This window comes from Kluyvera sp. CRP (genome assembly GCF_019930565.1).
Taxonomy (GTDB): Bacteria; Pseudomonadota; Gammaproteobacteria; order Enterobacterales; family Enterobacteriaceae; genus Kluyvera; species Kluyvera georgiana_A.
Genome location: NZ_CP082841.1, coordinates 3,475,306 through 3,496,086 on the forward strand (window position 1 = coordinate 3,475,306; position 20,781 = coordinate 3,496,086).

Sequence of the window (20,781 nt, forward strand, 5' to 3'; positions counted from 1 at the left end):
GTGAGTGTGCTGATTCGCCCCTCCGTCTCCCAGACTGAGGGGCGTTTTTTTTATACGGCAATCATCTGTGGCCAGAGGCGAAGGGTGGTTTCGGTAATCTGCATCAGCGTTTCAAAGCTCGCCCCTTCACGGGCGCTAATCGACATTCCCTGCAAAATACAGCTCAGAAACTGCGCCAGCTCGGCGACGTTTTTTTCTGCCGGGATTTCCCCGCGCGCCTGACGCAGCTGTAAGAACTTGTATAACGTCTGTTCCTGCACCGCGTGACGCGACTTAATGGTCTTCGCAATTTCTTTGGAAGAGGCGGCAAGGGCGGCAGACGTGTTGATCATAAAGCAGCCCGCCGGCGTGTCTTTGCTGGTAAAGCAGGTGGCGACGGCAGTGAAATAGTGGCGAAGCGCCTCCAGCAGCGTCTGGTCTTCACAGAACAGACAGGCTTCATTTTTCGACGCAAAACGGCTGATGTAGTGATCGAGTACGGCGCGGAAGAGCCCCTCTTTATTCACAAATTCAGCGTACAGCGTCGGCGCCTTGGCGCCGGTGGCTTCGACAAGATCGGAAAGCGATGTTGCTTCATAGCCATACTGCCAGAACAGCGTCATGGCTTTATCCAACGCCGCTTCCCGGTCGAATACTTTAGGTCGACCACGGCCTTTTTTCGCGCAACTTTGCGTGTCAGTTGTCATCGTGCCGCCTACCTCAGTCGGTGTTTAGTGAATGCTCATTATAAAAATAATTATCGGCGGGGGCCAGCGCTTCCGTCGCAAAAAAGAATTCAACATATTCATATGAAAAATATATGAATTCTAATTAAATAAATGATCGTTATAAAAATCCGTTGACGTGTGACCTGGATCTCATTATTATTAATTTATCGATCGTTAAGTTAATAACGTCTGACCTACAAAAATTCATCTGCAAGGTAAAAATTATGAAAAACGTAAAAACCCTGGCTATCGCCGCAGTCCTTAGCTCACTGTCATTTGCAAGCTTTGCCGCTGTTGAAGTGCAATCCACTCCAGCAGATCAGCACAAAGTCGGTAACATTGCCGCATCTGCAGGCCCGAACCTGGCGTCTCTGGAACAAGAACTGTCTCAGAAAGCCGATGAAATGGGTGCGAAATCTTTCCGCATCACTTCCGTTAGCGGTCCGAACTCCCTCCACGGTACTGCGGTAATCTACAAATAAGCGTTAAAACCCTCATAATGCTTATGCCACTGCCATAAAAAAGGCCCTGAGCGGAATACGCTCAGGGCCTTTTACTTTTGCTTTTCAACTACATATTTTGCTGCGGAACATCGTGATGACGGGTGACATCGACCGGCATCCCGGAGCGCACATCCATCACTTTTTTCATCACTTCGCTATCGGTAGCAGGGTTCTGGCTGAAGGCTTTCATCCCGGCGTTAAGCACAATTGGCAGAGTCTGCGGGTCGTCATCAATATGCTCGGACAGCGGTTGATGAACTTCCACCAGATGAACGCCGTTTGGCTCAATCGACGCTTTAATTGGCGTATTGATAATGTTTACCTTCGTGCCAGGCGTAACCTGATCGAAAAGTGCCTTAATGTCGTTATCACGCAGGCGAATACAGCCTGAGCTGACGCGCATGCCGATACCAAAATCGGCGTTGGTGCCGTGTAGCAGATACACGCCGCCGTAGGCCGCAAGACGAATGGCGTGATGCCCCATCGGGTTATCCGGTCCGGCAGGCATTACCGCTGGCAGCTCAACACCCTGAGCGCGATAGCGCGCGCGGATATTGGCGGTTGGCGTCCAGGTTGGGTTGGCGCGCTTATCTGAAACGGTGGTGACCATGGTGGGGGTCACCGTGGTGCCGCCAAGTTGACCGATGCCGATAGGGTAGACGGTTACGGTTTTACTGCCCGGCGGGTAGTAGTACAGCCGCAGCTCGGCCAGATTTAGTACGATGCCTTCACGCGGTACGTCGGGTAGCAGTGTTTGCAGCGGGATAGTGAGTACGCTGCCCGCACGAGGCACATACGGATCGACGCCAGGGTTGGCCTGCAACAGCGCCAGGAAACCCACGTTATATTTCTTGGCGATGGCTTCCAGTGAGCCACCGCTGTTGTCGACGACGTGAAAACGGTTTTCGCCCACCAGACGGCTGCCCGGCGGCGGCAGTGGCCAGGAGTTGGCGCTGGCTGGCAGCGCAACGCTGACGGCAAGAAGCAATCCTGCTAGCCAGCGTGAAAGTTGCAGAATTTGACGCATCACTCTAATCCCTCAAAGTCAAAAATGTTGTCTAAAAGTTAAAGCGACTATTATGCGTAAGCGGACTGTAGGGAAGTGATGCGGGATTGAAAGAGTATGTAAAGGTTGGCCCTCTCTGGCTAAGAGAGGGCTGGGCGTTGGCGGAATCAGAAGGCCATTTTTACCGTAAACTGCACTTCGCGTGGGTCGCCAATCTGGTTACCCAGATTATTGCTGGCTATCGATGAGGTGTAGTAGGTCTTGTCGAACAGGTTCTTCACGTTCACCTGCAACGTAACCGGGTACTGTAGCTTCATCCTGTAGGCGGCAAAGACATCCGCGACCGCGTAGCCGGGCAGGTAGTAATCTGCGCCGTTGGTACCGGAGCGGCGGCTCAACGCATGCCCTCCAGCGCCGAGTGTAAGCGTGTTGCTATCATAGACGTTGTTAATGTCATAGGTCAGGAACAGCGATCCGGTATGGCGCGGCACGTTGGGCAGCGGTTTACCGGCGTATTCCGGATCTTCCTCGACTTTAGCATCGGTGTAGCCGTAGCTGGCAATGACGTTAAGGTTTTCGCTCAGCGAACCGGCGACATCCACCTCAATCCCACGCGAGCGTACTTTGCCCGCGGTTTTGGCGTAGGTCTCGTCACCAATGGTTTCGGTATAAAGCACATTACGTTTGTGAATATCAAAGAAGGTGATATTAGAGGTCACGCCGTCGAACAGGTCGAATTTAGCCCCCACTTCATAAGCCGTGGACTCTTCCGGCGGCAGGTCGCCAATATAGCTGGCGATGGACGATTGCGGCATAAACGACTGCGCAACGTTGCCGAACAGCGAAACGGTGGGTGACACCTTGTACACAAGGCCAAACTTCGGCGTCAGCTTTTCGTCCCGGCTGTCGGTGTTTTCTTTGAACGGACGACCTTTTCCTGCGTACTGGGTGTAGTACTGATAGCGCACGCCCGCCACGGCAATCCACTTATCCGTCAAATAGAGCGCGTCCTGCAAATACGTCGCATAGGTTTCCTGCTGAATGCGCTGATCGCTATCGGCCGCCGATACGGTGGTGCATTTATCCAGCGTCCCGTACACCGGGTGATAGATATTGAGGCTATTCTTGACGTTTTTGCAGCGGATCATATCGGTACGCAGCAGGTCATAATTTTCATAGGCGATGCCGGTAAGCAACTCATTATAGAAACCGCCAATCACCACATTGCCCTGCAAATCGGCCCGCGTGGCATGCATCCGTTGGGTCGAGCCCTGCGTCGCGTCTACACGGCGGGTCAGGTTGCCGGTTTTGGCATCGTAGGCCATCACGCGAGCCTGGTTATCACTGTACATATCCTGGCTAAAGCTGTAGTCAAAACGCGCGGTCCACTGGCTGTTCAGACGATACTCCGCGTTGAGCTGCGCCAGATCGGAATTGCCATCGGTAATGTTAAACGGCTCGTCGAAACGTACCTTGCTCGGTACGTTGACCGCCTGACCGGTATTCAGATCGAAAATGGTGCCGCGGTCGAACGGCGTATTGTAGTTACGGTGCGACCACGAAAGGTTCACCGTCGCGTCGTCGCCAAACCAGGTCAGGGAAGGGGCGATAAAACTGCTGCGCTCCTTGCCGAAGTTACGCCAGTAATCTTCATTCTGATATTCGCCAATCAGACGATAGGCCAGTTGGGTGCCTTCAATGGGGCCGGTAACGTCAATCTGTCCGCTACCGCCGCCGAAACTGCTGGACGTGGCTGAAATATCGCCGGAGAAAGTGCGCTCTGGGCGCTTGGTCACCACGTTAATTAATCCACCGGGGTCGAGGATGCCGTACAGCGTGGAAGCGGGGCCTTTTAGCACCTCCACGCGCGATGTGGCGGCGTTAAAGCTGCGCGGCAGCACGGTACGCAGACCGTTGGTCATAATCGAACCGTCGCGGTTGGCGCCAAAGCCGCGGCGAGTAAACGCGTCCTGAGTGCCGCCAAGGGTGTTGGTTTGCACTACGTTGGCCACGTTATACAGCGCTTCGTCCAGCGAGGTGGCATGCTGATCTTCTAATACTTTATCGCTCACCGTGTTGACGACCTGCGGAATATCGAGCAGTGGCATCGACGTTAGCGTAGCGGTAGCGCTGCTCAAGGGCTGATAGCCGTCGGTGACGGTCTGGTCCGCCTGCGCGGTCGTGCCAATAACCGTCATCGCCTCTTCTTTTTTGGAGTCGTCGCTACGTGTGGTTTTTTCAGCCGCCATCAGCGAAGGCGAACTGACGGCCCCCAGAAAGAGGAGTGAAAATAGCGCGCGCCCGGTTGTGCCCGTGAACGTCGGGGAGAAGTGTGTCATCTGTCTGTTTTCCCATAAAAAAACTGCCGATAGATGGCAGCCAAAATTAAAAAATCATTGCCCTGAATTGCGAAAGCTACCCGTTCACATCGCCAAAAATGTTCCGGATATGTAATTGAGAATCATTCAATCACGCAGTGATGTAGTAGTAAATGCAGTCGATGACAAATTTATGCAATGCGGGTTATGCCCACATTTGAGGGCCAAAACGTCATGCGGTTTTCTTTTAATGAATTGAAATTCAATGATTTTATTTATAGTGGTTTAACCGTAGAGATGAGTGAGGGACTAAAAGCCTGATGAAATAAAGCGGTAATGTAGCGCTATTGACTACTACATGACGGCATAGCATGATCAAAAGAGAATGAGATTTATTTAAGGTGCAGAACGATACCACGTCGTTGCGGCCGGAGAGAAAGAAATATGCCTCAGCGGCAAGAAAACCCGCAGGAACGCGGGATTGTACTGGCGTCCCTGTGCGCCGGCTATGGCGGCCAACGTATTGTCAATGACGTTAGTTTGACGCTGCCCGTCGGAAAAATGACGGTGCTGGCGGGAGCGAACGGTTCCGGTAAATCAACCTTGCTGAACACCATCGCGCGGATGCTGAAACCGCTCGGGGGCGGCGTGCGTCTGGATGGGCGAGATATTCATCAGCAGCCGACGAAGCAGGTGGCGCGCCAGTTGGGCCTTCTGCCGCAATCACCGCTCACGCCGGAAGGGCTGACGGTGTTTGAACTGGTATCGCGCGGGCGCTATCCCTGGCAGGGGCTCATCCGCCAGTGGTCCCCGGAGGATGAATGTGCGGTGGAAGAAGCGCTGCGTCTGACCGGCACGCTTGAGTACGCGCATTTGACGGTGGACAGCCTTTCCGGCGGCCAGCGCCAACGCTGCTGGATAGCCATGGCGCTGGCGCAGCAAACGCCGACTATCCTGCTGGATGAACCCACCACCTGGCTTGATCTCCGCTACCAGGTGGAAATTCTTGAACTGCTACAACAGCTGACCCGCGAACATGGACGAACGGTCATTACCGTGTTGCACGACCTTAATTTCGCCGTGAACTATGCCGACACGTTGGTGTTTATGAAGCAGGGGCAGGTTGCGGGCGTAATTCACGACTCGCAGGACTGCACGCCCGCGCTGATTAAGCAGGTGTTCGATGTTGACGTGCAGATGCTGCATAACCCACAAAGCGGTAAGCCCCTCTTTATGCCCTTTAGCGCCCAACCGGTAACCGTCTGATGTCGATACAAAGCGTACTTACGCGTCGAGGCGATCGTTATCCGTCAGCCGCGTTCGCGGTACTCGGCTGCCTGTTATGTGCTGCGGCGGTGATCCATCTTGGACTGGGCGCGCGGGCAATTGCGCCGCGTGTCGTGATTGATGCGCTACTGCATTATGACCCGCACAATTTTGACCACCGTATCATCGTGAGTCTGCGTCTCACTCGTCTGCTGGCGGCGCTAATGACCGGGGCCGCGCTGGGTGTCGCCGGGCTGCTGCTGCAAACGATAATCCGCAACCCGCTGGGTGAACCGCATATTCTCGGTTTGAACGCCGGAGCGACGCTGGCGGTGGTGGCCTGTTCGGCAGCCGGGATCTCGTTCGGCGAATGGGGCGTCAGCCGCCCTCTGACCGCGGCTGGCGGCGCAGCACTGCTGTTCGGCCTGGTGATGCTGCTGGCTTCCTCCGGTCGCGCAGGGGCGACGGCGATGAAGATTACCCTCTGCGGCGTGGCGCTGTCGGCGTTTGCCTCGGCGGTGACCGCCTCGATTCTGATCCTCGATGAGCAGACGCTACAGGCCATGCGGACCTGGCTGGCGGGTGATTTGTCGGGGGTCAGCATGCATACGCTGCGCGTCGCCTGTCTTCCGGCGCTGCTGGGCGTACTGCTGGCGGCGTTCCTCGCCCCCCGGTTGAATATTCTGGCGCTCGGCGACCGCGTGGCGAGTGGTCTGGGCGTTGCGGTGACCCGTACGCGCATACTGGGCGTGCTGGCGATTGCGCTGCTGTGCGGGGCATCGGTGTCCATCGCCGGTCCAATCGGTTTTATCGGGCTGGTGGTGCCGCACGCCATTCGCCGCTGGGCCGGGCAGGATATCCGTATCGGGCTGCTGCTGGCGCTACCGACCGGCGCATTATTGCTGCTGCTGGCCGATATTCTGGCCCGCTGGCTGCTGGCTCCGCAGGAGCTGGCGACCGGCGTGATGACCGCGCTGGTCGGCGCGCCGATTTTTATCGCCATTGCCGTGAGGTTTTTTAAATGAGGCATGCGTTAAGCAAAGCGGGTTTTCGTCCTCTGACGTGGGGGCCATTTCGTGTGCTGCTGCGTCCCCGACTGGTAAAGATAGCTGCCATGCTGGCGTTGGTGGTGGGGCTGTTGGTTATCTACGGCGTGACGCGCGGATCGCTGCCGATTCCCACCAGCGCCATTGGCCGCGCGCTGTTTTATCCGGACGTACTGAGCGCTCAGCAGGTGTATATCGTGCGCGATATTCGCCTGCCGCGCCTGCTGATGGCTGTCTTCTGCGGCGGCATGCTTGGGCTGGCCGGGGCCGCGATGCAGTCGATCACTCGCAACGGTCTGGCTGACCCAGGGCTGATTGGCGTGAAAGAGGGCACCAGCGTGGTGGTGCTGACATTGATTCTGGCTTTTCCTTCACTGAGCCTGACATGGCGTCCGCTTGCGGGAATGCTCGGTGGCATGCTGGTCGCGCTGCTGGTGATGGTACTGGCGCGCGATCTCTCGCGCCCGCGCTTTATTTTGATTGGCATCGGCGTGTCGTGGGCGCTGTCGGCGGCGATGGGGCTGTTTGTCACCACGGCGGATATTCGTGATGTACAAACGGCGATGACCTGGCTTGCGGGTAGCCTGCATGCGGCGACCTGGCCGCTGCTGGCGGTCGCCGTCGCGTGGGCGCTACCGGCGGTGGTCATCCTCTATTTGAGCGCTCGAGCGGCGGATGTGGCGATGTTGGGCAATCAGGTTGCCAGCAGTCTCGGCGTTCGCCTGGCGCGGCTGACCCTGCTGCGTTTCCTTGCGCCGGTTCTGCTGACGGCAGCGAGCGTCTCATGCGTGGGGAGCCTTGGATTCGTAGGGCTGATGGCGCCGCATATGGCGCGTTTTCTCCTTCCCGGCGGCCAGGTGTCGCTGCTGACCGGCAGCGCGCTGATTGGCGCATTGCTGGTGTTATTGACCGATACGATTGGTCGACTGGCGTTTGCCCCGTTACAAATTCCGGCTGGAATCATTATCTCGCTGATTGGCTGCCCCTTTTTTATTTTACTGTTGTGGCGTCGTCGCGACGCGTTATGAGGTTCAGGATGACTTTTCGAGGGCTATTCCCCGCTTTGTGGCTGATAAGCACGGTGGCCGGCGCGCAAACGCAGGCATTCACCGACGATCTCGGGCGTGTCGTGCAGGTGCCGGCACACCCGAAGCGCATTGTTTCTATGCACGATCTTGATATTACCATTCCGCTGATTGAGCTCGGCGTACCGCCGGTAGCGAGTCATGGGCGCACGCGTCCGGACGGCAGCCACTATCTGCGTTCAAGCGCGCAGTTGACCGGTGTGGATTTCGATAATAGCGACATTAAATTTATTGGTACCGCCGACATTGACCTTGAAGCGGTGGCGGCGGCGAAACCGGATCTGATCATCACCGAGCCAAACCGTAACGTGCCGATTGAACAGCTGGCGAAGATTGCGCCGACGGTGAGTATTGACCATCTGCTGGGTAGCGCGCCGCGGATTTACCGCAAGCTGGCGCAGTTGACCGGCACTGAGGCGCGTCTGGCGATACTCGACCGACGCTATCAGGCGCAAATCCAACAGCTGAAACAGACCGTGGATACGCAGAAAATCACGGTTTCAGTGATTCAGGCCAATAACGGCAAGGTAACGGTTCATCATTCTTACCATGCACTTGGTCGCGTGCTGCGTGATGCGGGCTTCCGTTTCCCTGCGCTGATTGAGCGCATTCCGGACGGTGAGCGTATGGATGTGAGCGCCGAGCAGTTGCCGGATCTTGACGCTGATTTTGTTTTTGCCACCTGGCGCTCTGATACCGGCGGTAAACCGCAGGATGAGCGCGATGAGATGGAGAAAGTGTTGCCGGGCTGGTGTGACTTTATGCGTGCGTGTCGCAGCGGACATTATGTGCTGTTGCCGCGCGAAGAGGTCATTTCTAACTCGTATGCCGCTTTAAGCCTGCTGGTGGCGGAAGTGCAGTCGCATATTGCCGGAAGACCGATTCCGCAGGAGGTCAAATGAGCCCGCCGGTCGTTCGTCACGAAAAGCGGCGGGTAGATTTGTTTGGCGAACGTCTGCGCAGCCGTGCCCCCCAACTCTCGCCGCGTTTGCTGGCGGTCGTTCACTGGATTGATGACAATCGCGAAGCGGTGCTTGACCACACGGCGATGGAAATCGCCGCCGCCACGCAAACCTCCGACGCCACGGTGGTCCGCGCCATCCAGGCGCTAGGCTTTGCCGGGCTGCGCGACCTCAAGCAAACCATGCAGCACTGGTTTGGCCCGACCATCAGTTCTGCAGAAAAGATGGTCACCACCGTCGCGGCACTCACCAGCGATGTCAGCTCAAGCATTGACTTCGTGCTGGAAGGGCATCAGCGAGCTTGTGAGATGTTGGCGACGCCGGATAACCGCGCGGCGATTGCCCAGGCGGTGGCATTACTGAGCGAAGCTCGCCAGGTGGCGCTGTTTGGCATTGGCGCATCGGGTATTTTAAGTGAGTACACCGCACGGTTATTCAACCGTATCGGCCTGCCGTCTTACGTGCTGAATCGCACGGGGTTTAGCCTGGCCGAGCAGTTGATATCGCTGCAGCGCGGCGATGTGCTGATTATGATGGGCCAGAAGTCACCGCACCGTGAGGGGCTGACCACGCTTCGGGAGGCCGAGCGGTTAGGTATTCCAACGATTTTGCTGACCCAGGCGACCGACTCGCGATTTAGCGAGATGTCGCAAGTGGTGATCCACGTGCCGCGCGGCGAAAATGGCCGGGTACCGCTACATGGTACGGTGATGGTGTGTCTGGAAATGCTGGTTTTGTCGGTGGCATCCACCGCGTCGCAGCGCACGATTCGTTCGATGAAACGTATTAACGATCTGCACAAAGCCATCGGTAAATCCGGCGGGCGGAAAGGGTAATCGCGCAAGCTTTGCTAATGCCACACCTCACGGTCGGAAACTATGATGGGCCGCAGGATTCTCCGGTTGCTTTTGGGTCGGAAAATCATCAGGCTACAAAAAACGACCGAATATGTGAGGAGAGAGAAATGAAGGCACAGCCTGCGGTAGCGGTTCTGGGTTTAGGCGCAATGGGGCACGCATTTGCCGCCAACCTGCTCAAAAAAGGGTTCACGGTGTACGGCTGGAACCGTACGCCTGGGCGAGGGGAGGATCTCCAACCCAACGGTCTTCAGTTGTGCAACGATGCGGCGCTGGCCGTAGCCGATGCGTCAGTCATTATTGCGATGCTCACCGACGGTGCCGCCACGCAAGCCATTATCCGCACCATTGCGCCGTCGTGCCCGCAGGGCGCGACGTTCTGCCAGATGGGAACCATCGGTATTCAGGAAACCGCCGAGGCGATTGCGCTGCTCCATGCGCTGCGCCCGGATATGCTGTATCTCGATGCGCCGGTTTCTGGCACTAAAGCGCCGGCTGAAAACGCGCAAATCCTGGTGATGGCAAGCGGCGACCAGACGCGCGCCGGTGCCGCACAGCAGGTATTCGACGCCATTTCTCGCGGCACCCAGTGGTACGGCGAGGCGGGCAACAGCCAGAAAATGAAGCTGGTGATTAATGCCTGGCTTATCGCCATGATGCAGGGCGTCGCAGAGAGCATGCAACTGGCAAAACAGTTTGGCTTTACGACAAACCAGCTGTGGGAAACGCTGGAAGGCGGCCCGCTGGCGGCACCCTATGTGAAGGGCAAGCTGGAGATGATCCGCAAAGAGGATTACACCCCGCAGATGCAGCTTCAACATGCGCTGAAAGACGCACGCCTGGCATTGGCAAATGCCCCGCAGGGCACAATGCCGATGATGAGCGATATCGCCGCACTGTGGGAAAATGCCGCGCAAAACGGGCTGGCTGAACAGGATCTGGCGGCGGTCTACGCGTGGCTGGATAACGCGCGTCAGGCCTGACGACGAAGGGGGCGCAAATGGAATGGCTACGCCAGCGAATTGAGCATCAGGTGCTGGGCCTGACGGGGATGGCGCTCAAGGAAATTGATTTCGAGCACCCGGTCGGCGAACCGGGGCTGTTTGGCCCCCAGTCGGCCATCTGGCCGGTGCACGGTGATTTTACGTCGATGCTGTGCGGCGGCATCAGCGCGCTGTTGTTGCAGATGCTGCACCCGTTGGCGCTGGCAGGCGTCTGGGATCATTCGTCGTTCCGCGAGGATATCTTTGGCCGTCTGCGCCGAACCAGCCAGTTTATTTCCGCCACCACCTTTGCCACGGAACCGGATGCTGAACGGCTGATCGCGAAAGTGAAAGCCATCCACATGCGTATTAGCGGTACCGACGTTGATGGTACGCCATACGCCGCCAGCGATCCGGATTTGTTGACCTGGGTCCACGTAGCGGAATGCAGCTCGTTTATGGCCTCGCACCTGCGCTATCGGCGTACGGTGGTCTCGCCCGCGCGGCAGGCACAATACTTTATTGAATCGGCCAGCATTGCCGAAAAACTGGGGGCGCGTAATGTGCCCAAAACGCCCCAGGCGGTGGCGGATTATCTTGAGCAGATGCGCCCGCAACTGCGCTGCGATGCGCGTACCCGGGAAGTGGCAAGGGTTTTGATGACCACCCGGCTGCCTGGTCGTTTCACGCAGCCTGCGGGGAGGATTTTTATGAAAGCCGGTATCGATTTGCTGCCCGACTGGGCCCAGGAGATGCTGGATTTACGGCTGAACCCGGTGGAACAGCGTGTGGTTCGCGGTAGCGTGCATCTGATTGCGGCCGTCCTGCGTCGCTCGGTACGGAATGGCGCCTATCATTGCGCGATGCGGCGTATGCAGCGTTGATGAAAGTAGAAAAGTGAGCGAAAAAAAGCCGGCACTCAGTGCCGGCTTTTTTATCAGATTTTGCAGGCGTCGCCGCAGTCATCATCGGCAATAATCGCCTGCGCTTTTTTGTCTGCATCGTCCAGACGTTCCGCATTGCGCTCTTGCGCTTCTTCCAGGCCGTCGAAGACCAGGTTATCCAGATCAATTTCCATTCGTTATCTACTCACTCTGTTCTACACTTGTCACAGTATATTGCAAAAATGTTGATTGATGTACCCGCTTATGGACGTGACCGCCTATTCAGCACGAACCGTCATTCTTGTCCCGGCCTCATTGCCGAAATGTGACGTAGCGCTGCTGAAATACGCACGCAGTGTTCAAAGAGATATCGATAACAGGCGAATACTGGAAACAGGAAAGCATATAACCTTAAAAACGAGTACCAGATCGGAGGGATATGCAATGCAGAAACAGGAACTACAGGCATTAAACAATTTTGATTTTCTGGCCCGCAGCTTTGCGCATATGTACGCGGTGGGCCACCCCATCGACATCAGCACGATCACCGGCAACATGAACGAGCAGCAGAGAATCTGGTTCTGCGCGCGATATGACCATTACCGAAAGCAGGCTGAAAGGGCCAAAGCGCAAGCGCTGGAAATGTGTTAATCATTAGCGGGCCGAATGGCCCGTTCTTATTCAAACGGGCACTTTCAGTGCCCGTTGTTGTTTCCAGATAACACCGCTATCTGGAACCTTTATCTGATACGCTCCCACGGAATGATGTTATCCAGCAACACCGACAGCAGGATACCGACCAGCAGGCCGTTGCTGAGCAGCGGGCGGAGAGTGAGCGGGACATCCTGCAGATACACGGGTGGCAGACTCATCAGGAATAGCCCAACAAACAGCGGCAGGGCGAGGCGATAGATATTCCGCGAGGTAAACTTGACCTGTTGGCTGAAAACGAGGCTGGAGTAGAGCAGCGGCAGATAGGAAACCAGCATCACCGCGCTGCTAACGCCCAACGGGATGGCGCAGAAGAAGCGGGTGAGTGGGGTGATGAGTGCGACCAACAGGAACAGCATTCCACCGTAGAAGAAGGAGCGTCGCGAGCTATCGCCAGTTTGGGTTAACAATCCGACGGAAGAAACAAAGGGTGAGAAGGGGATCACGGCAAATGGCACGGTCACGAGGGTAATGATGCCGGAGACGATAAAACTGCGGCGATAGTGCGCACCGCTGGCCGTAGCCGATGGGTAAAATACGTCGGTACCGCGAATCGCGCCATAGGTGTTGCTGATGTTAACCAGTCCGGTCATTACGGCGGTCAGAATAATCCCCGGCGACAGCGCACCGTGACTGCCGAGCGGGAACCACTGCCAGTGCAGTTCACCAAATGCAGTCTCTGCGGCGCCAAAACATATCCGCCACACCGCCCAACCCACCACGGTACCTATCAGCAGCGCATAGCGCGAAATACGCGGCGGCAGGAAAATAATCAGGCCAATCACAAACAGCATCACCGCGACCGAAAGAAGAAACGGGGCGAGTGACAGGCTAACGGTAGTCCTGGCAATACCAAACGGCAGCCCCAACATGCCCTTAAAGAAAATCGCCGTGAGCTGTGCCCCGAGCAGAAGCATAAAGGTGACCATCACCGTTGGGGTAAACAACTTCGCCAGCCGGTTTCCCAGCCCGCTGATACCGATGAGGATGGTGAGCACTGCCGAGATCGCAATACCTACCGCCAGACTGCTGGCGATATCGTTCAACGGCGTACCGCGCGATGCTTCAGCCAGCGTAATCGTCAGAATCGTTCCCCACCACAGCCCGGTAGGGCCTTCCATAATGGCGCGGCGATGGCCGCAGAACGTTTGTAGCAGACAGGCAACGGCGGTGGTCAGGAACGCGTACTGCGTCAACATCAGTAGGCTGCTTTGTGGGAGGTGGAAGGCGGAAACCAGCGTAGGGGGAACCACCACGGTATTGCAGAAGATAAAGAAGAACCATTGAAAACCGGACAGCAGGTTTTCGCGTGACAAGAGAGAAATCGGCATAGGGCACATCCGTAAATAAACGCTACTGTATGCTTTTCTGTCACTCCTCGGGAAAAATCAGCACTAACGGCCTGAAAAGCGGAATGAAATGCCGCCCAGGCAGCATGAAATGCATTATTTGTGTGATGAATATATTCATTATTGCCTATACCGCGAACTCCGCCAGTCTGGAAAGCGGGAAATGCAGCGAGGGATCCTGCCTCAGGGTATCCAGCAGATACTCAATCGTTACCCGTACGCGGGGGGCAATCAGCGCTCGATGTGGATACTGAATCACCATTTCATAGCTGCCAGGATCATGCTGGCCAAAAAGTAATACTTTCAACTGACCGGTTTGCAGGTGCGTGATGGCATGATGGACCCCCACCTGCGCAATCCCCAGCCCGAGCCGGGCCGCCTGAAGCTGAGCTTCGGGGGCGGAGAGGGTGATAACGGCCGAGTCGGGCTCAAGGGTGGTCAGGCTACCGTCTTTGCCACTGAATCCCCACGGAGATACCCGTCCGCCGAGAAATCGACGGGCGATCAGATGGTGCTTTTTGAGATCCTCTGGTGTCTGCGGTATGCCGTACTCTGCCAGATAATCCGGAGAGGCGACCAGCACCATGTTGAGCTGACATACCGGGCGCGAAATCAGCGAGGAGTCGATGATACGCCCGCCGCGGATGGCCAGATCGTAGCCATCGCGGACGATATCGGTCACCCGATCGTCAAAATCCACTTCTACGGATAACCCGGGGTAGCGTTGACGTAATCCCGGCAACGCGGGCAGGAGCTGTTCGCGGCCAAAAGCGGCGCTAGTGGATATACGCACATGTCCACGGGTTTCCATTTTGCCCGCCACTACCGTATCGACGGCAGTATCCAGTGCGGCGATAGCGATACGCGCTTGCTGGAGAAACGCCGCGCCTTCTTCAGTCAGGCTGAGCTTTCGTGTCGTGCGGTTCATCAGGCGGACACCTAGCGCTTGCTCAAGCCCGGCGATATTTTTGCTGATGGCTGCAGTACTTACCCCCTGAAGACGCGCGGCGGCGGCGAAGCTACCGGCATCGGCAGCATCGATAAAGGATGTCATCGCGCGAACGCGTTGTGAGAGTTCCATTGTGGTCTCCTGAACGGGATTCATGGCTCACCATTATTAACTTTAGGTTGAAGGCGATTCAACCATAAACGCTATTAAGGTTATCAATCATCGGCGGCATACTGCCTGTCATTCAAGATGAACGCGATAAGGTGAAGACGCTATGAAGACATTGGTGATTGTTTCCCATCCCTATTTTTCCCAATCAAGGGTGATCCGCGCCCTGCAACGAACGGCAGAAAACGCAGACAACGTGACGGTTCGTAACCTTGAGACGATATACGGTGATGAAGTGGCGACCATTGATGTTGTCGCTGAACAGGCGGCTTACCGTGAGGCGGAACGGGTGGTTTTTCTCTATCCCACCCACTGGTTTAATCTGACACCGATGCTCAAAGCCTATCTCAATGAAGTCTGGACGTACGGCTGGGCGTTTGGTACGGGCGGTACGGCGTTAAAAAATAAGCAGCTGCAGATAGTGACAACTGCAGGCGCCAGTGAGTTTACTTACTCGCATGATGGTCTGCTGAATAACACCATGGAAGAGGTACTGACGCCGATGAGGGCCAGCGCTCGCTACGTGGGGATGCACTATTGCAAGCCGCTGGCGTTTTATGAGGTGGCGAGCGGTAATCAAGATAAGGTCGCCGATTTTCAGGCCCGTTTCGCGACGCTACTGGCAGAGAAATAATGCAGAGGAGCGAGAAATGATCAAACGTAAGTTGGGGCAAGGACTGGAGGTTTCCGCACTATCGCTGGGGGCAATGGGCTATGGCAAAGCACGCGATCTGCCGGACCGGGGGCAGATGATTGAACTGTTGCGCAGCGCGGTGGCTCGCGGGATGGATTTTTTTGACACCGCTGAGGTGTACGGCCCATGGACCAATGAGGTGATGGTAGGCGAGGCGCTTGCGCCGCTGCGCCACCAGGTCAAAATTGCCACCAAGTTTGGCTGGGATATCGATCAACGAACCGGTGAGCATCGGGGAGGCGTAAACAGTCGGCCAGAACAGATTCGCCGCTCGGTGGAGGGCAGTCTGAAGCGTCTTGGCACAGACTATATCGATCTCTGCTATCAGCATCGTGTCGACCCTGATGTTCCGATGGAGGATGTCGCAGGAACGATAAAAGATATGATAGCGGAGGGAAAAGTACGTTGGTTCGGAATGTCCGAGGCCAGCGAAGCTTCTATTCGCCGCGCTCATGCGGTTCAACCTCTGGCGGCGTTACAGAGTGAATACTCTTTGTGGACTCGCGAGCCTGAAGCACAGGTGCTACCCACGCTGCAAGAATTGGGTATTGGTCTGGTGCCTTACAGTCCATTGGGGAAAGGTTTTTTAACCGGAAAAATAGATGCTGAAACGGTATTTGATAGCAATGATATTCGTGCCAAAACGCCTCGCTTTACCGAGGAGGCGCGTGCCAGTAACCAGCGTTTGATTATGCTGATTCGCGAAATTGCCGATCGTCATCAAGCCACTCCCGCGCAGGTTGCCCTGGCGTGGCTGTTGGCGCAAAAACCGTGGATTGTCCCGCTGTTTGGCACTCGTAGTCTGAGTCGCTTTGAAGAAAACATTGGCGCACTCAATGTGCGGCTGGATGTACAGGATTTACAGCGCATTGCAGGGGCCAATATTACGATTCAGGGCGAACGCTATCCGGCTGAAATCCTGCGGTTCTCTGGCAAGTAACGACCTGGATTTATGAAATTGAATCATAGGCCAGTTCTGATTATCCGCGCTAATCATGCGCAAATGAGCTCACTATACTGTTCGCACTTACCTGCTAATGGGGACGCGGCCCCCTCACGGAGAAAAGACAATGCAAAACTCACTGAATAATCAACAACAGGCGATGATCCCAATTGCGGCGTTCACCGCGCGCGGCGACATAGACAAACTGACGCAGGCATTGAATGAGGGGCTGGATGCCGGTTTATCGATAAATGAAATCAAAGAGGTTCTGGTACAGCTATACGCCTACTGCGGCTTCCCGCGTAGCCTGAATGCGCTGGGCTGCTTTATGTCAGTGGTCAAAGCCCGTCAGGCAAGAGGGATCGTGGATCAGGAAGGAAACACCGCGACACCGCTGCCCGAAAACTGGGACAGCCTGGCGGCGGGGACGGAAAATCAGACTCGGCTGGTGGGGCAGAGGGTTAGCGGGCCGTTATTCGATTTTGCCCCCGTTATTGATGTCTACCTGAAGGCGCATCTGTTTGGTGATATCTTCCAGCGCGATGTACTGAGCTGGTCCGCGCGCGAGCTGGCAACCATTTCGGCTCTGGCGGCGATACCCGGGGCGGAGAGTCAGTTGAAAAGCCATTACGCGATTAGCTGCAACAACGGTATCACGCCGGAACAGCTTCACGCCTTTGTCGCCGTGCTAGCGGAAAAATGCGCGCCCGATATTGCGGCTAATGCTCGCGCGGTGCTGGCGCAGTATCTTAATTAGCCGGCATAACGGCGAGCAGTCGGTAAAAAGACCTATCCACGACTCAGGTCACCTTTTACCGAGTTTTTCGCCTATTCCATATAAAACAAAGGGCTATAATTCGACATGACATTCAATAATGAGGAAATATCATGTCTGAACCAACCCGATTACTGAAAAACATGCTGCTTGCTGGCGCGGTACTGCTGACGTCCACTGCCTCCTGGGCTGCGGAACACTGGATTGATGTGCGTACTGCGGATCAGTATCAGGAGACGCACGTGCAGGGCGCGGTGAATATTCCGCTTAAGCAGCTGGCTGAACGCATTGGGGAAGTGACGCAGGATAAGAATGACACGCTGTATCTGTACTGCAACACCGGTAATCAGTCAGGCAAAGCGGAAACGCTGCTGCAAAAAATGGGCTATAAAAATGCAGTTAATGAAGGCGGCCTGAAAGATGTCGAGAAAAAACAGCCCCTGGTAAAATAGCGCTTTTCTCCACCCGCGGTAGGCTAGCGGCTTTCCCGTTGATAAAAGATAGATTGGCGTAATCGAGACGACGTTGCTAGCCTCAATAGTTCAGGTATCCGGGTGGTTCCCCAGTGCAACCACCCGATTTTGTTATTGACGCACGAAGGATCTCACATGAGCGAAGTTAAGATTGTTGCTACCCTGACGCCCCGCCAGGAACATATCGATACCATCAGAAAAGCTGCGCAGGCGATGGTGCCTCTCACGCATCAGGAAGCGGGGTGCTTACAGTACGATCTGCATGAAAGCCGGGCGATTCCCGATGTCCGCGAACTGGCAAATGAAGGTGGTGTGTCGTTTGTTTTTATTGAGCGCTGGAAGTCGGAAGCCGATCTGAAAAAGCACGTAGCGATGCCCTATCATGATGATTTTCTGGCAATTCTGGATGGAAAACTGGAAAGCATCAACGTACAGCGATTAACAAAACTGTAAGATTGATTCGCAGAAGAGAGAGAAGAAAAGCGCCATATCGAGGAGATATGGTGCGTTCGATTGGACTCGAACCAACGACCCCCACCATGTCAAGGTGGTGCTCTAACCAACTGAGCTACGAACGCATAATGGTGCGTTTAATTGGACTCGAACCAACGACCCCCACCATGTCAAGGTGGTGCTCTAACCAACTGAGCTATAAACGCATAATGGTGCGTTCGATTGGACTCGAACCAACGACCCCCACCATGTCAAGGTGGTGCTCTAACCAACTGAGCTACGAACGCATTGTTGCTTGCGACAACGGGGACGAATATTAGCGGCAGCCGCGTGCTGTGGCAAGCGGAAAATGTGTGATTTCACCCGACTGGAGAACTTTTGCCCATCTCTGCTGCATTTTTCTGCGGTTCATCTAACTTCGTTGATCTCCTTCGATTTTATCGTGTTGTCACTTTGCTCGGACAATCCATCTAACGACCCTTTTTGTCCCTGATGATTGAAATTGAAAATGTTATGTTATAACGTTTGTTTTTTCGCGCAAACGGTAAGGATAAAATGCAAATGAAACATCTGGGGAAAATGGTTTTGGTGGCGGGGGCGTTACTGGTAAGTGGCCAGGCGCTGGCACATGGGCACCACGATCACGGTCAGCCGCTGACGGAAAAAGAACAGAAGGCGGCAGAAGGGATATTTGATGTTGCCGATGTAAAAGATCGTCCCCTGGAAGACTGGGACGGGGTGTGGGAGTCGGTGAATCCGCTGTTGCTCTCCGGCGACCTGGATCCGGTTTTCCAGCAAAAAGCCGCGAAAGACAAGAGTAAAACCTTTGGGCAGATAAAAGAATATTACCGCACGGGCTATGCGACCAACGTCAATATGATCGGTATTGAAAATGGCGTCATGGAATTTCACGTTGGTGATAAGGTCAGCGCTTGCCAGTACCGCTACGCCGGGCACAAAGTCTTAACCTACGCATCAGGTAAAAAGGGCGTGCGCTATCTGTTTGAGTGTCAGGATGCAAACAGCGCTGCGCCGAAATACGTGCAGTTCAGCGACCATATTATTGGGCCGAGAAAATCCGCTCACTTCCATATTTTTATGGGGAATAAATCTCAGGAAGCCTTGCTGACAGAGATGGACAACTGGCCGACTTACTACCCGTACCAGTTGACCAAAAAGCAGGTAGTGGATGAGATGCTGCACCATTAAGCGCAGCGCCCCCTCAGCCTGAGTCGGCGAGGGGGCTAGCCACATTAACGCGCGGCGCGTTGTAGAATGACCGATGCGGGTTGGCGCTGGAGGAAGCGCATTCTCAGCATCATCATCACTGCCGCCGACGTCAGGCCAATAATAAAGCCCCACCAGAAGCCCGCCGGGCCCATCCGCTCAACCACCAGATCGGTCAGCGCCAGTACGTAGCCGCACGGCAGACCCAGCACCCAGTAGGCGATAAAGGTAATAAAGAAGATTGAACGCGTATCTTTATAACCGCGCAAAATACCGCTACCGATAACCTGGATTGAATCTGAAATCTGATATAGCGCAGCCAGCAGCATCAACTGGGCAGCGAGCGTGACGACTTCGGGGTTATCGTTATACAGCAAGGCGATGTGGGTACGCATCAAGCTAGTGAATACCGCGGTGCAGACTGCCATGCATATTCCGACGCCCAAACCGGTACGCGCGGAAACCTGTGCGTCCGGCGTTGAACCCTGGCCCAGACGGAAGCCGACGCGGATGGTTACCGCCGCCGCCAGCGACATCGGCAGGACAAACATCAGCGAGCTGAAGTTGAGCGCAATCTGGTGACCGGCAACGTCAACGATCCCCAGCGGTGAAACCAGCAGCGCAACGACTGCGAATAGCGTGACCTCAAAAAACAACGCCAGCGCAATCGGCAGCCCGAGCGTGGTCAGACGCTTCAGAATGGCGAAATCCGGGCGGCTGAAACGCTCACTATGGCGAATATCGCGCATTGAACCCGCATGGCGAACGTAGTAGAGCATGCTGAAGAACATCACCCAGTAAACCGACGCGGTCGCCACGCCGCAGCCCACGCCGCCCAGCTCCGGCATGCCGAAATGACCGTAAATAAAGATGTAGTTAACCGGAATATTCACCAGCAGGCCGATAAAGCCCATAACCATACCGGGCTTGGTTTTCGCCAGCCCCTCACACTGGTTACGCGCCACCTGGAAGCACAGGTAGCCCGGCGCGCCCCAGAGCAGCGCGCGCAGGTAACCAACGGCTTTATCCGCCAGAGCCGGGTCAATGTTATGCATCGCGCGAATGATATGCCCGGCGTTCCACAGGACCACCATGATTAATATTGAGACAAAACCGGCCAGCCAGAAACCCTGGCGAACCTGGAGGGCGACGCGATCCCGGCGGCCGGAACCATTAAGTTGAGCAATAACCGGCGTCAGCGCCAGCAGCAGACCGTGACCAAAAAGGATCGCCGGCAGCCAGATGGAGGTACCGATCGCCACCGCGGCCATATCGGTGGCGCTGTAGCCGCCAGCCATGACCGTATCGACAAACCCCATTGCTGTTTGGGCCACCTGCGCAAGGATAACCGGGATAGCCAGAGCTAATAACTGACGCGCTTCGCTAAAATACTTCTGCACGTGAACACCTGTATTGTTGTTA

General features: G+C 55.6%; 21 protein-coding genes, 3 tRNA genes and 1 pseudogene. 15 read left to right on the forward strand and 10 right to left on the reverse strand.

Annotated elements, in window-relative coordinates; all coding sequences use genetic code 11:
* Window positions 1–50 precede the first annotated feature (50 nt).
* Entirely contained in the window at window positions 51–686 is a 636-nt protein-coding gene (locus K7B04_RS16440; RefSeq protein ID WP_163447433.1) for a TetR/AcrR family transcriptional regulator, read from the reverse strand.
* A gap of 245 nt (window positions 687–931) precedes the next feature.
* On the opposite strand from K7B04_RS16440, the gene bhsA reads away from it, so the two are divergent.
* A complete protein-coding gene (gene bhsA, locus K7B04_RS16445) occupies window positions 932–1,189 on the forward strand; it encodes a multiple stress resistance protein BhsA (RefSeq protein ID WP_064545779.1) in 258 nt (85 codons plus the stop codon).
* 88 nt (window positions 1,190–1,277) lie between these two features.
* On the opposite strand, the gene K7B04_RS16450 is transcribed toward bhsA, so the two are convergent.
* Window positions 1,278–2,237 (reverse strand): L,D-transpeptidase family protein, encoded by a 960-nt coding sequence (locus K7B04_RS16450; RefSeq protein ID WP_223804183.1) that lies wholly within the window; start codon window positions 2,235–2,237, stop codon window positions 1,278–1,280.
* Between the two features lie 146 nt (window positions 2,238–2,383).
* Window positions 2,384–4,465, reverse strand: coding sequence for a TonB-dependent siderophore receptor (locus K7B04_RS16455; RefSeq protein WP_223804184.1), 2,082 nt, complete (start codon window positions 4,463–4,465; stop codon window positions 2,384–2,386).
* A 513-nt stretch (window positions 4,466–4,978) separates the two neighbouring features.
* On the opposite strand from K7B04_RS16455, the gene K7B04_RS16460 reads away from it, so the two are divergent.
* The 7 genes and pseudogenes from K7B04_RS16460 to K7B04_RS16490 all read left to right on the forward strand — a co-directional run bounded on the left by K7B04_RS16460 (window position 4,979) and on the right by K7B04_RS16490 (window position 11,617).
* Window positions 4,979–5,800: an ABC transporter ATP-binding protein gene (locus K7B04_RS16460; protein ID WP_223802520.1), complete on the forward strand. Its 822-nt coding sequence runs from the start codon at window positions 4,979–4,981 to the stop codon at window positions 5,798–5,800.
* On the forward strand, window positions 5,800–6,825 hold the full coding sequence (locus K7B04_RS16465; RefSeq protein WP_223802521.1) for an iron ABC transporter permease: 1,026 nt from the start codon (window positions 5,800–5,802) through the stop codon (window positions 6,823–6,825). The genes K7B04_RS16460 and K7B04_RS16465 overlap by 1 nt, the downstream gene beginning before the upstream one ends.
* Window positions 6,822–7,874 carry an iron ABC transporter permease gene (locus tag K7B04_RS16470; RefSeq protein WP_223802522.1) on the forward strand — a complete coding sequence of 351 codons (1,053 nt, stop codon included), beginning with the start codon at window positions 6,822–6,824 and terminating at the stop codon, window positions 7,872–7,874. The genes K7B04_RS16465 and K7B04_RS16470 overlap by 4 nt, the downstream gene beginning before the upstream one ends.
* Before the next feature lie 8 nt (window positions 7,875–7,882).
* Window positions 7,883–8,833 carry an ABC transporter substrate-binding protein gene (locus K7B04_RS16475; protein ID WP_223802523.1) on the forward strand — a complete coding sequence of 317 codons (951 nt, stop codon included), beginning with the start codon at window positions 7,883–7,885 and terminating at the stop codon, window positions 8,831–8,833.
* Window positions 8,799–9,729 (forward strand): annotated as a pseudogene (locus K7B04_RS16480) (MurR/RpiR family transcriptional regulator). Before K7B04_RS16475 ends, K7B04_RS16480 begins: the two are co-directional and overlap by 35 nt.
* 128 nt (window positions 9,730–9,857) lie before the next feature.
* Window positions 9,858–10,733 carry an NAD(P)-dependent oxidoreductase gene (locus tag K7B04_RS16485; protein ID WP_223802524.1) on the forward strand — a complete coding sequence of 292 codons (876 nt, stop codon included), beginning with the start codon at window positions 9,858–9,860 and terminating at the stop codon, window positions 10,731–10,733.
* Window positions 10,734–10,750: 17 nt separating this feature from the next.
* Window positions 10,751–11,617 (forward strand): oxygenase MpaB family protein, encoded by an 867-nt coding sequence (locus tag K7B04_RS16490; protein WP_223802525.1) that lies wholly within the window; start codon window positions 10,751–10,753, stop codon window positions 11,615–11,617.
* A 53-nt stretch (window positions 11,618–11,670) separates the two neighbouring features.
* On the opposite strand, the gene K7B04_RS16495 is transcribed toward K7B04_RS16490, so the two are convergent.
* Window positions 11,671–11,811: a hypothetical protein gene (locus K7B04_RS16495; RefSeq protein ID WP_100250004.1), complete on the reverse strand. Its 141-nt coding sequence runs from the start codon at window positions 11,809–11,811 to the stop codon at window positions 11,671–11,673.
* Window positions 11,812–12,061: 250 nt separating this feature from the next.
* On the opposite strand from K7B04_RS16495, the gene K7B04_RS16500 reads away from it, so the two are divergent.
* Window positions 12,062–12,268: a glycogen synthesis protein GlgS gene (locus tag K7B04_RS16500; protein WP_163447442.1), complete on the forward strand. Its 207-nt coding sequence runs from the start codon at window positions 12,062–12,064 to the stop codon at window positions 12,266–12,268.
* A gap of 89 nt (window positions 12,269–12,357) precedes the next feature.
* On the opposite strand, the gene K7B04_RS16505 is transcribed toward K7B04_RS16500, so the two are convergent.
* Both K7B04_RS16505 and K7B04_RS16510 read right to left on the reverse strand, forming a co-directional pair.
* Complete coding sequence (locus tag K7B04_RS16505) at window positions 12,358–13,659, reverse strand: uracil/xanthine transporter (RefSeq protein WP_223802526.1); 1,302 nt, start codon at window positions 13,657–13,659, stop codon at window positions 12,358–12,360.
* Between the two features lie 145 nt (window positions 13,660–13,804).
* Entirely contained in the window at window positions 13,805–14,758 is a 954-nt protein-coding gene (locus K7B04_RS16510; protein ID WP_167575966.1) for a LysR family transcriptional regulator, read from the reverse strand.
* 142 nt (window positions 14,759–14,900) lie between these two features.
* Between K7B04_RS16510 and K7B04_RS16515 the strand changes: the two genes are divergently transcribed.
* The 5 genes from K7B04_RS16515 to K7B04_RS16535 all read left to right on the forward strand — a co-directional run bounded on the left by K7B04_RS16515 (window position 14,901) and on the right by K7B04_RS16535 (window position 18,132).
* Entirely contained in the window at window positions 14,901–15,428 is a 528-nt protein-coding gene (locus K7B04_RS16515) for an NAD(P)H-dependent oxidoreductase (protein ID WP_163447445.1), read from the forward strand.
* 16 nt (window positions 15,429–15,444) lie between these two features.
* A complete protein-coding gene (locus K7B04_RS16520; RefSeq protein ID WP_223802527.1) occupies window positions 15,445–16,428 on the forward strand; it encodes an aldo/keto reductase in 984 nt (327 codons plus the stop codon).
* Window positions 16,429–16,558: 130 nt separating this feature from the next.
* Entirely contained in the window at window positions 16,559–17,188 is a 630-nt protein-coding gene (locus tag K7B04_RS16525; protein WP_223802528.1) for a carboxymuconolactone decarboxylase family protein, read from the forward strand.
* A 131-nt stretch (window positions 17,189–17,319) separates the two neighbouring features.
* Window positions 17,320–17,658 carry a thiosulfate sulfurtransferase PspE gene (gene pspE, locus K7B04_RS16530; protein ID WP_167575962.1) on the forward strand — a complete coding sequence of 113 codons (339 nt, stop codon included), beginning with the start codon at window positions 17,320–17,322 and terminating at the stop codon, window positions 17,656–17,658.
* Between the two features lie 156 nt (window positions 17,659–17,814).
* Complete coding sequence (locus K7B04_RS16535) at window positions 17,815–18,132, forward strand: putative quinol monooxygenase (protein WP_163447449.1); 318 nt, start codon at window positions 17,815–17,817, stop codon at window positions 18,130–18,132.
* 48 nt (window positions 18,133–18,180) lie between these two features.
* On the opposite strand, the gene K7B04_RS16540 is transcribed toward K7B04_RS16535, so the two are convergent.
* The 3 genes from K7B04_RS16540 to K7B04_RS16550 form a co-directional block, all read right to left on the reverse strand.
* Window positions 18,181–18,257: transfer RNA gene (locus K7B04_RS16540), tRNA-Val, on the reverse strand.
* A gap of 4 nt (window positions 18,258–18,261) precedes the next feature.
* Window positions 18,262–18,338 (reverse strand) — tRNA-Val (locus tag K7B04_RS16545).
* 4 nt (window positions 18,339–18,342) lie between these two features.
* Window positions 18,343–18,419, reverse strand: a tRNA-Val gene (locus tag K7B04_RS16550).
* A gap of 274 nt (window positions 18,420–18,693) precedes the next feature.
* Between K7B04_RS16550 and zinT the strand changes: the two genes are divergently transcribed.
* The gene (gene zinT, locus K7B04_RS16555) at window positions 18,694–19,341 is read left to right on the forward strand and encodes a metal-binding protein ZinT (protein WP_223804185.1); all 648 of its coding nucleotides are present in this window, start codon (window positions 18,694–18,696) and stop codon (window positions 19,339–19,341) included.
* Between the two features lie 44 nt (window positions 19,342–19,385).
* On the opposite strand, the gene mdtK is transcribed toward zinT, so the two are convergent.
* Window positions 19,386–20,759: an MdtK family multidrug efflux MATE transporter gene (gene mdtK, locus K7B04_RS16560; RefSeq protein ID WP_167575960.1), complete on the reverse strand. Its 1,374-nt coding sequence runs from the start codon at window positions 20,757–20,759 to the stop codon at window positions 19,386–19,388.
* Window positions 20,760–20,781: the final 22 nt, after the last annotated feature.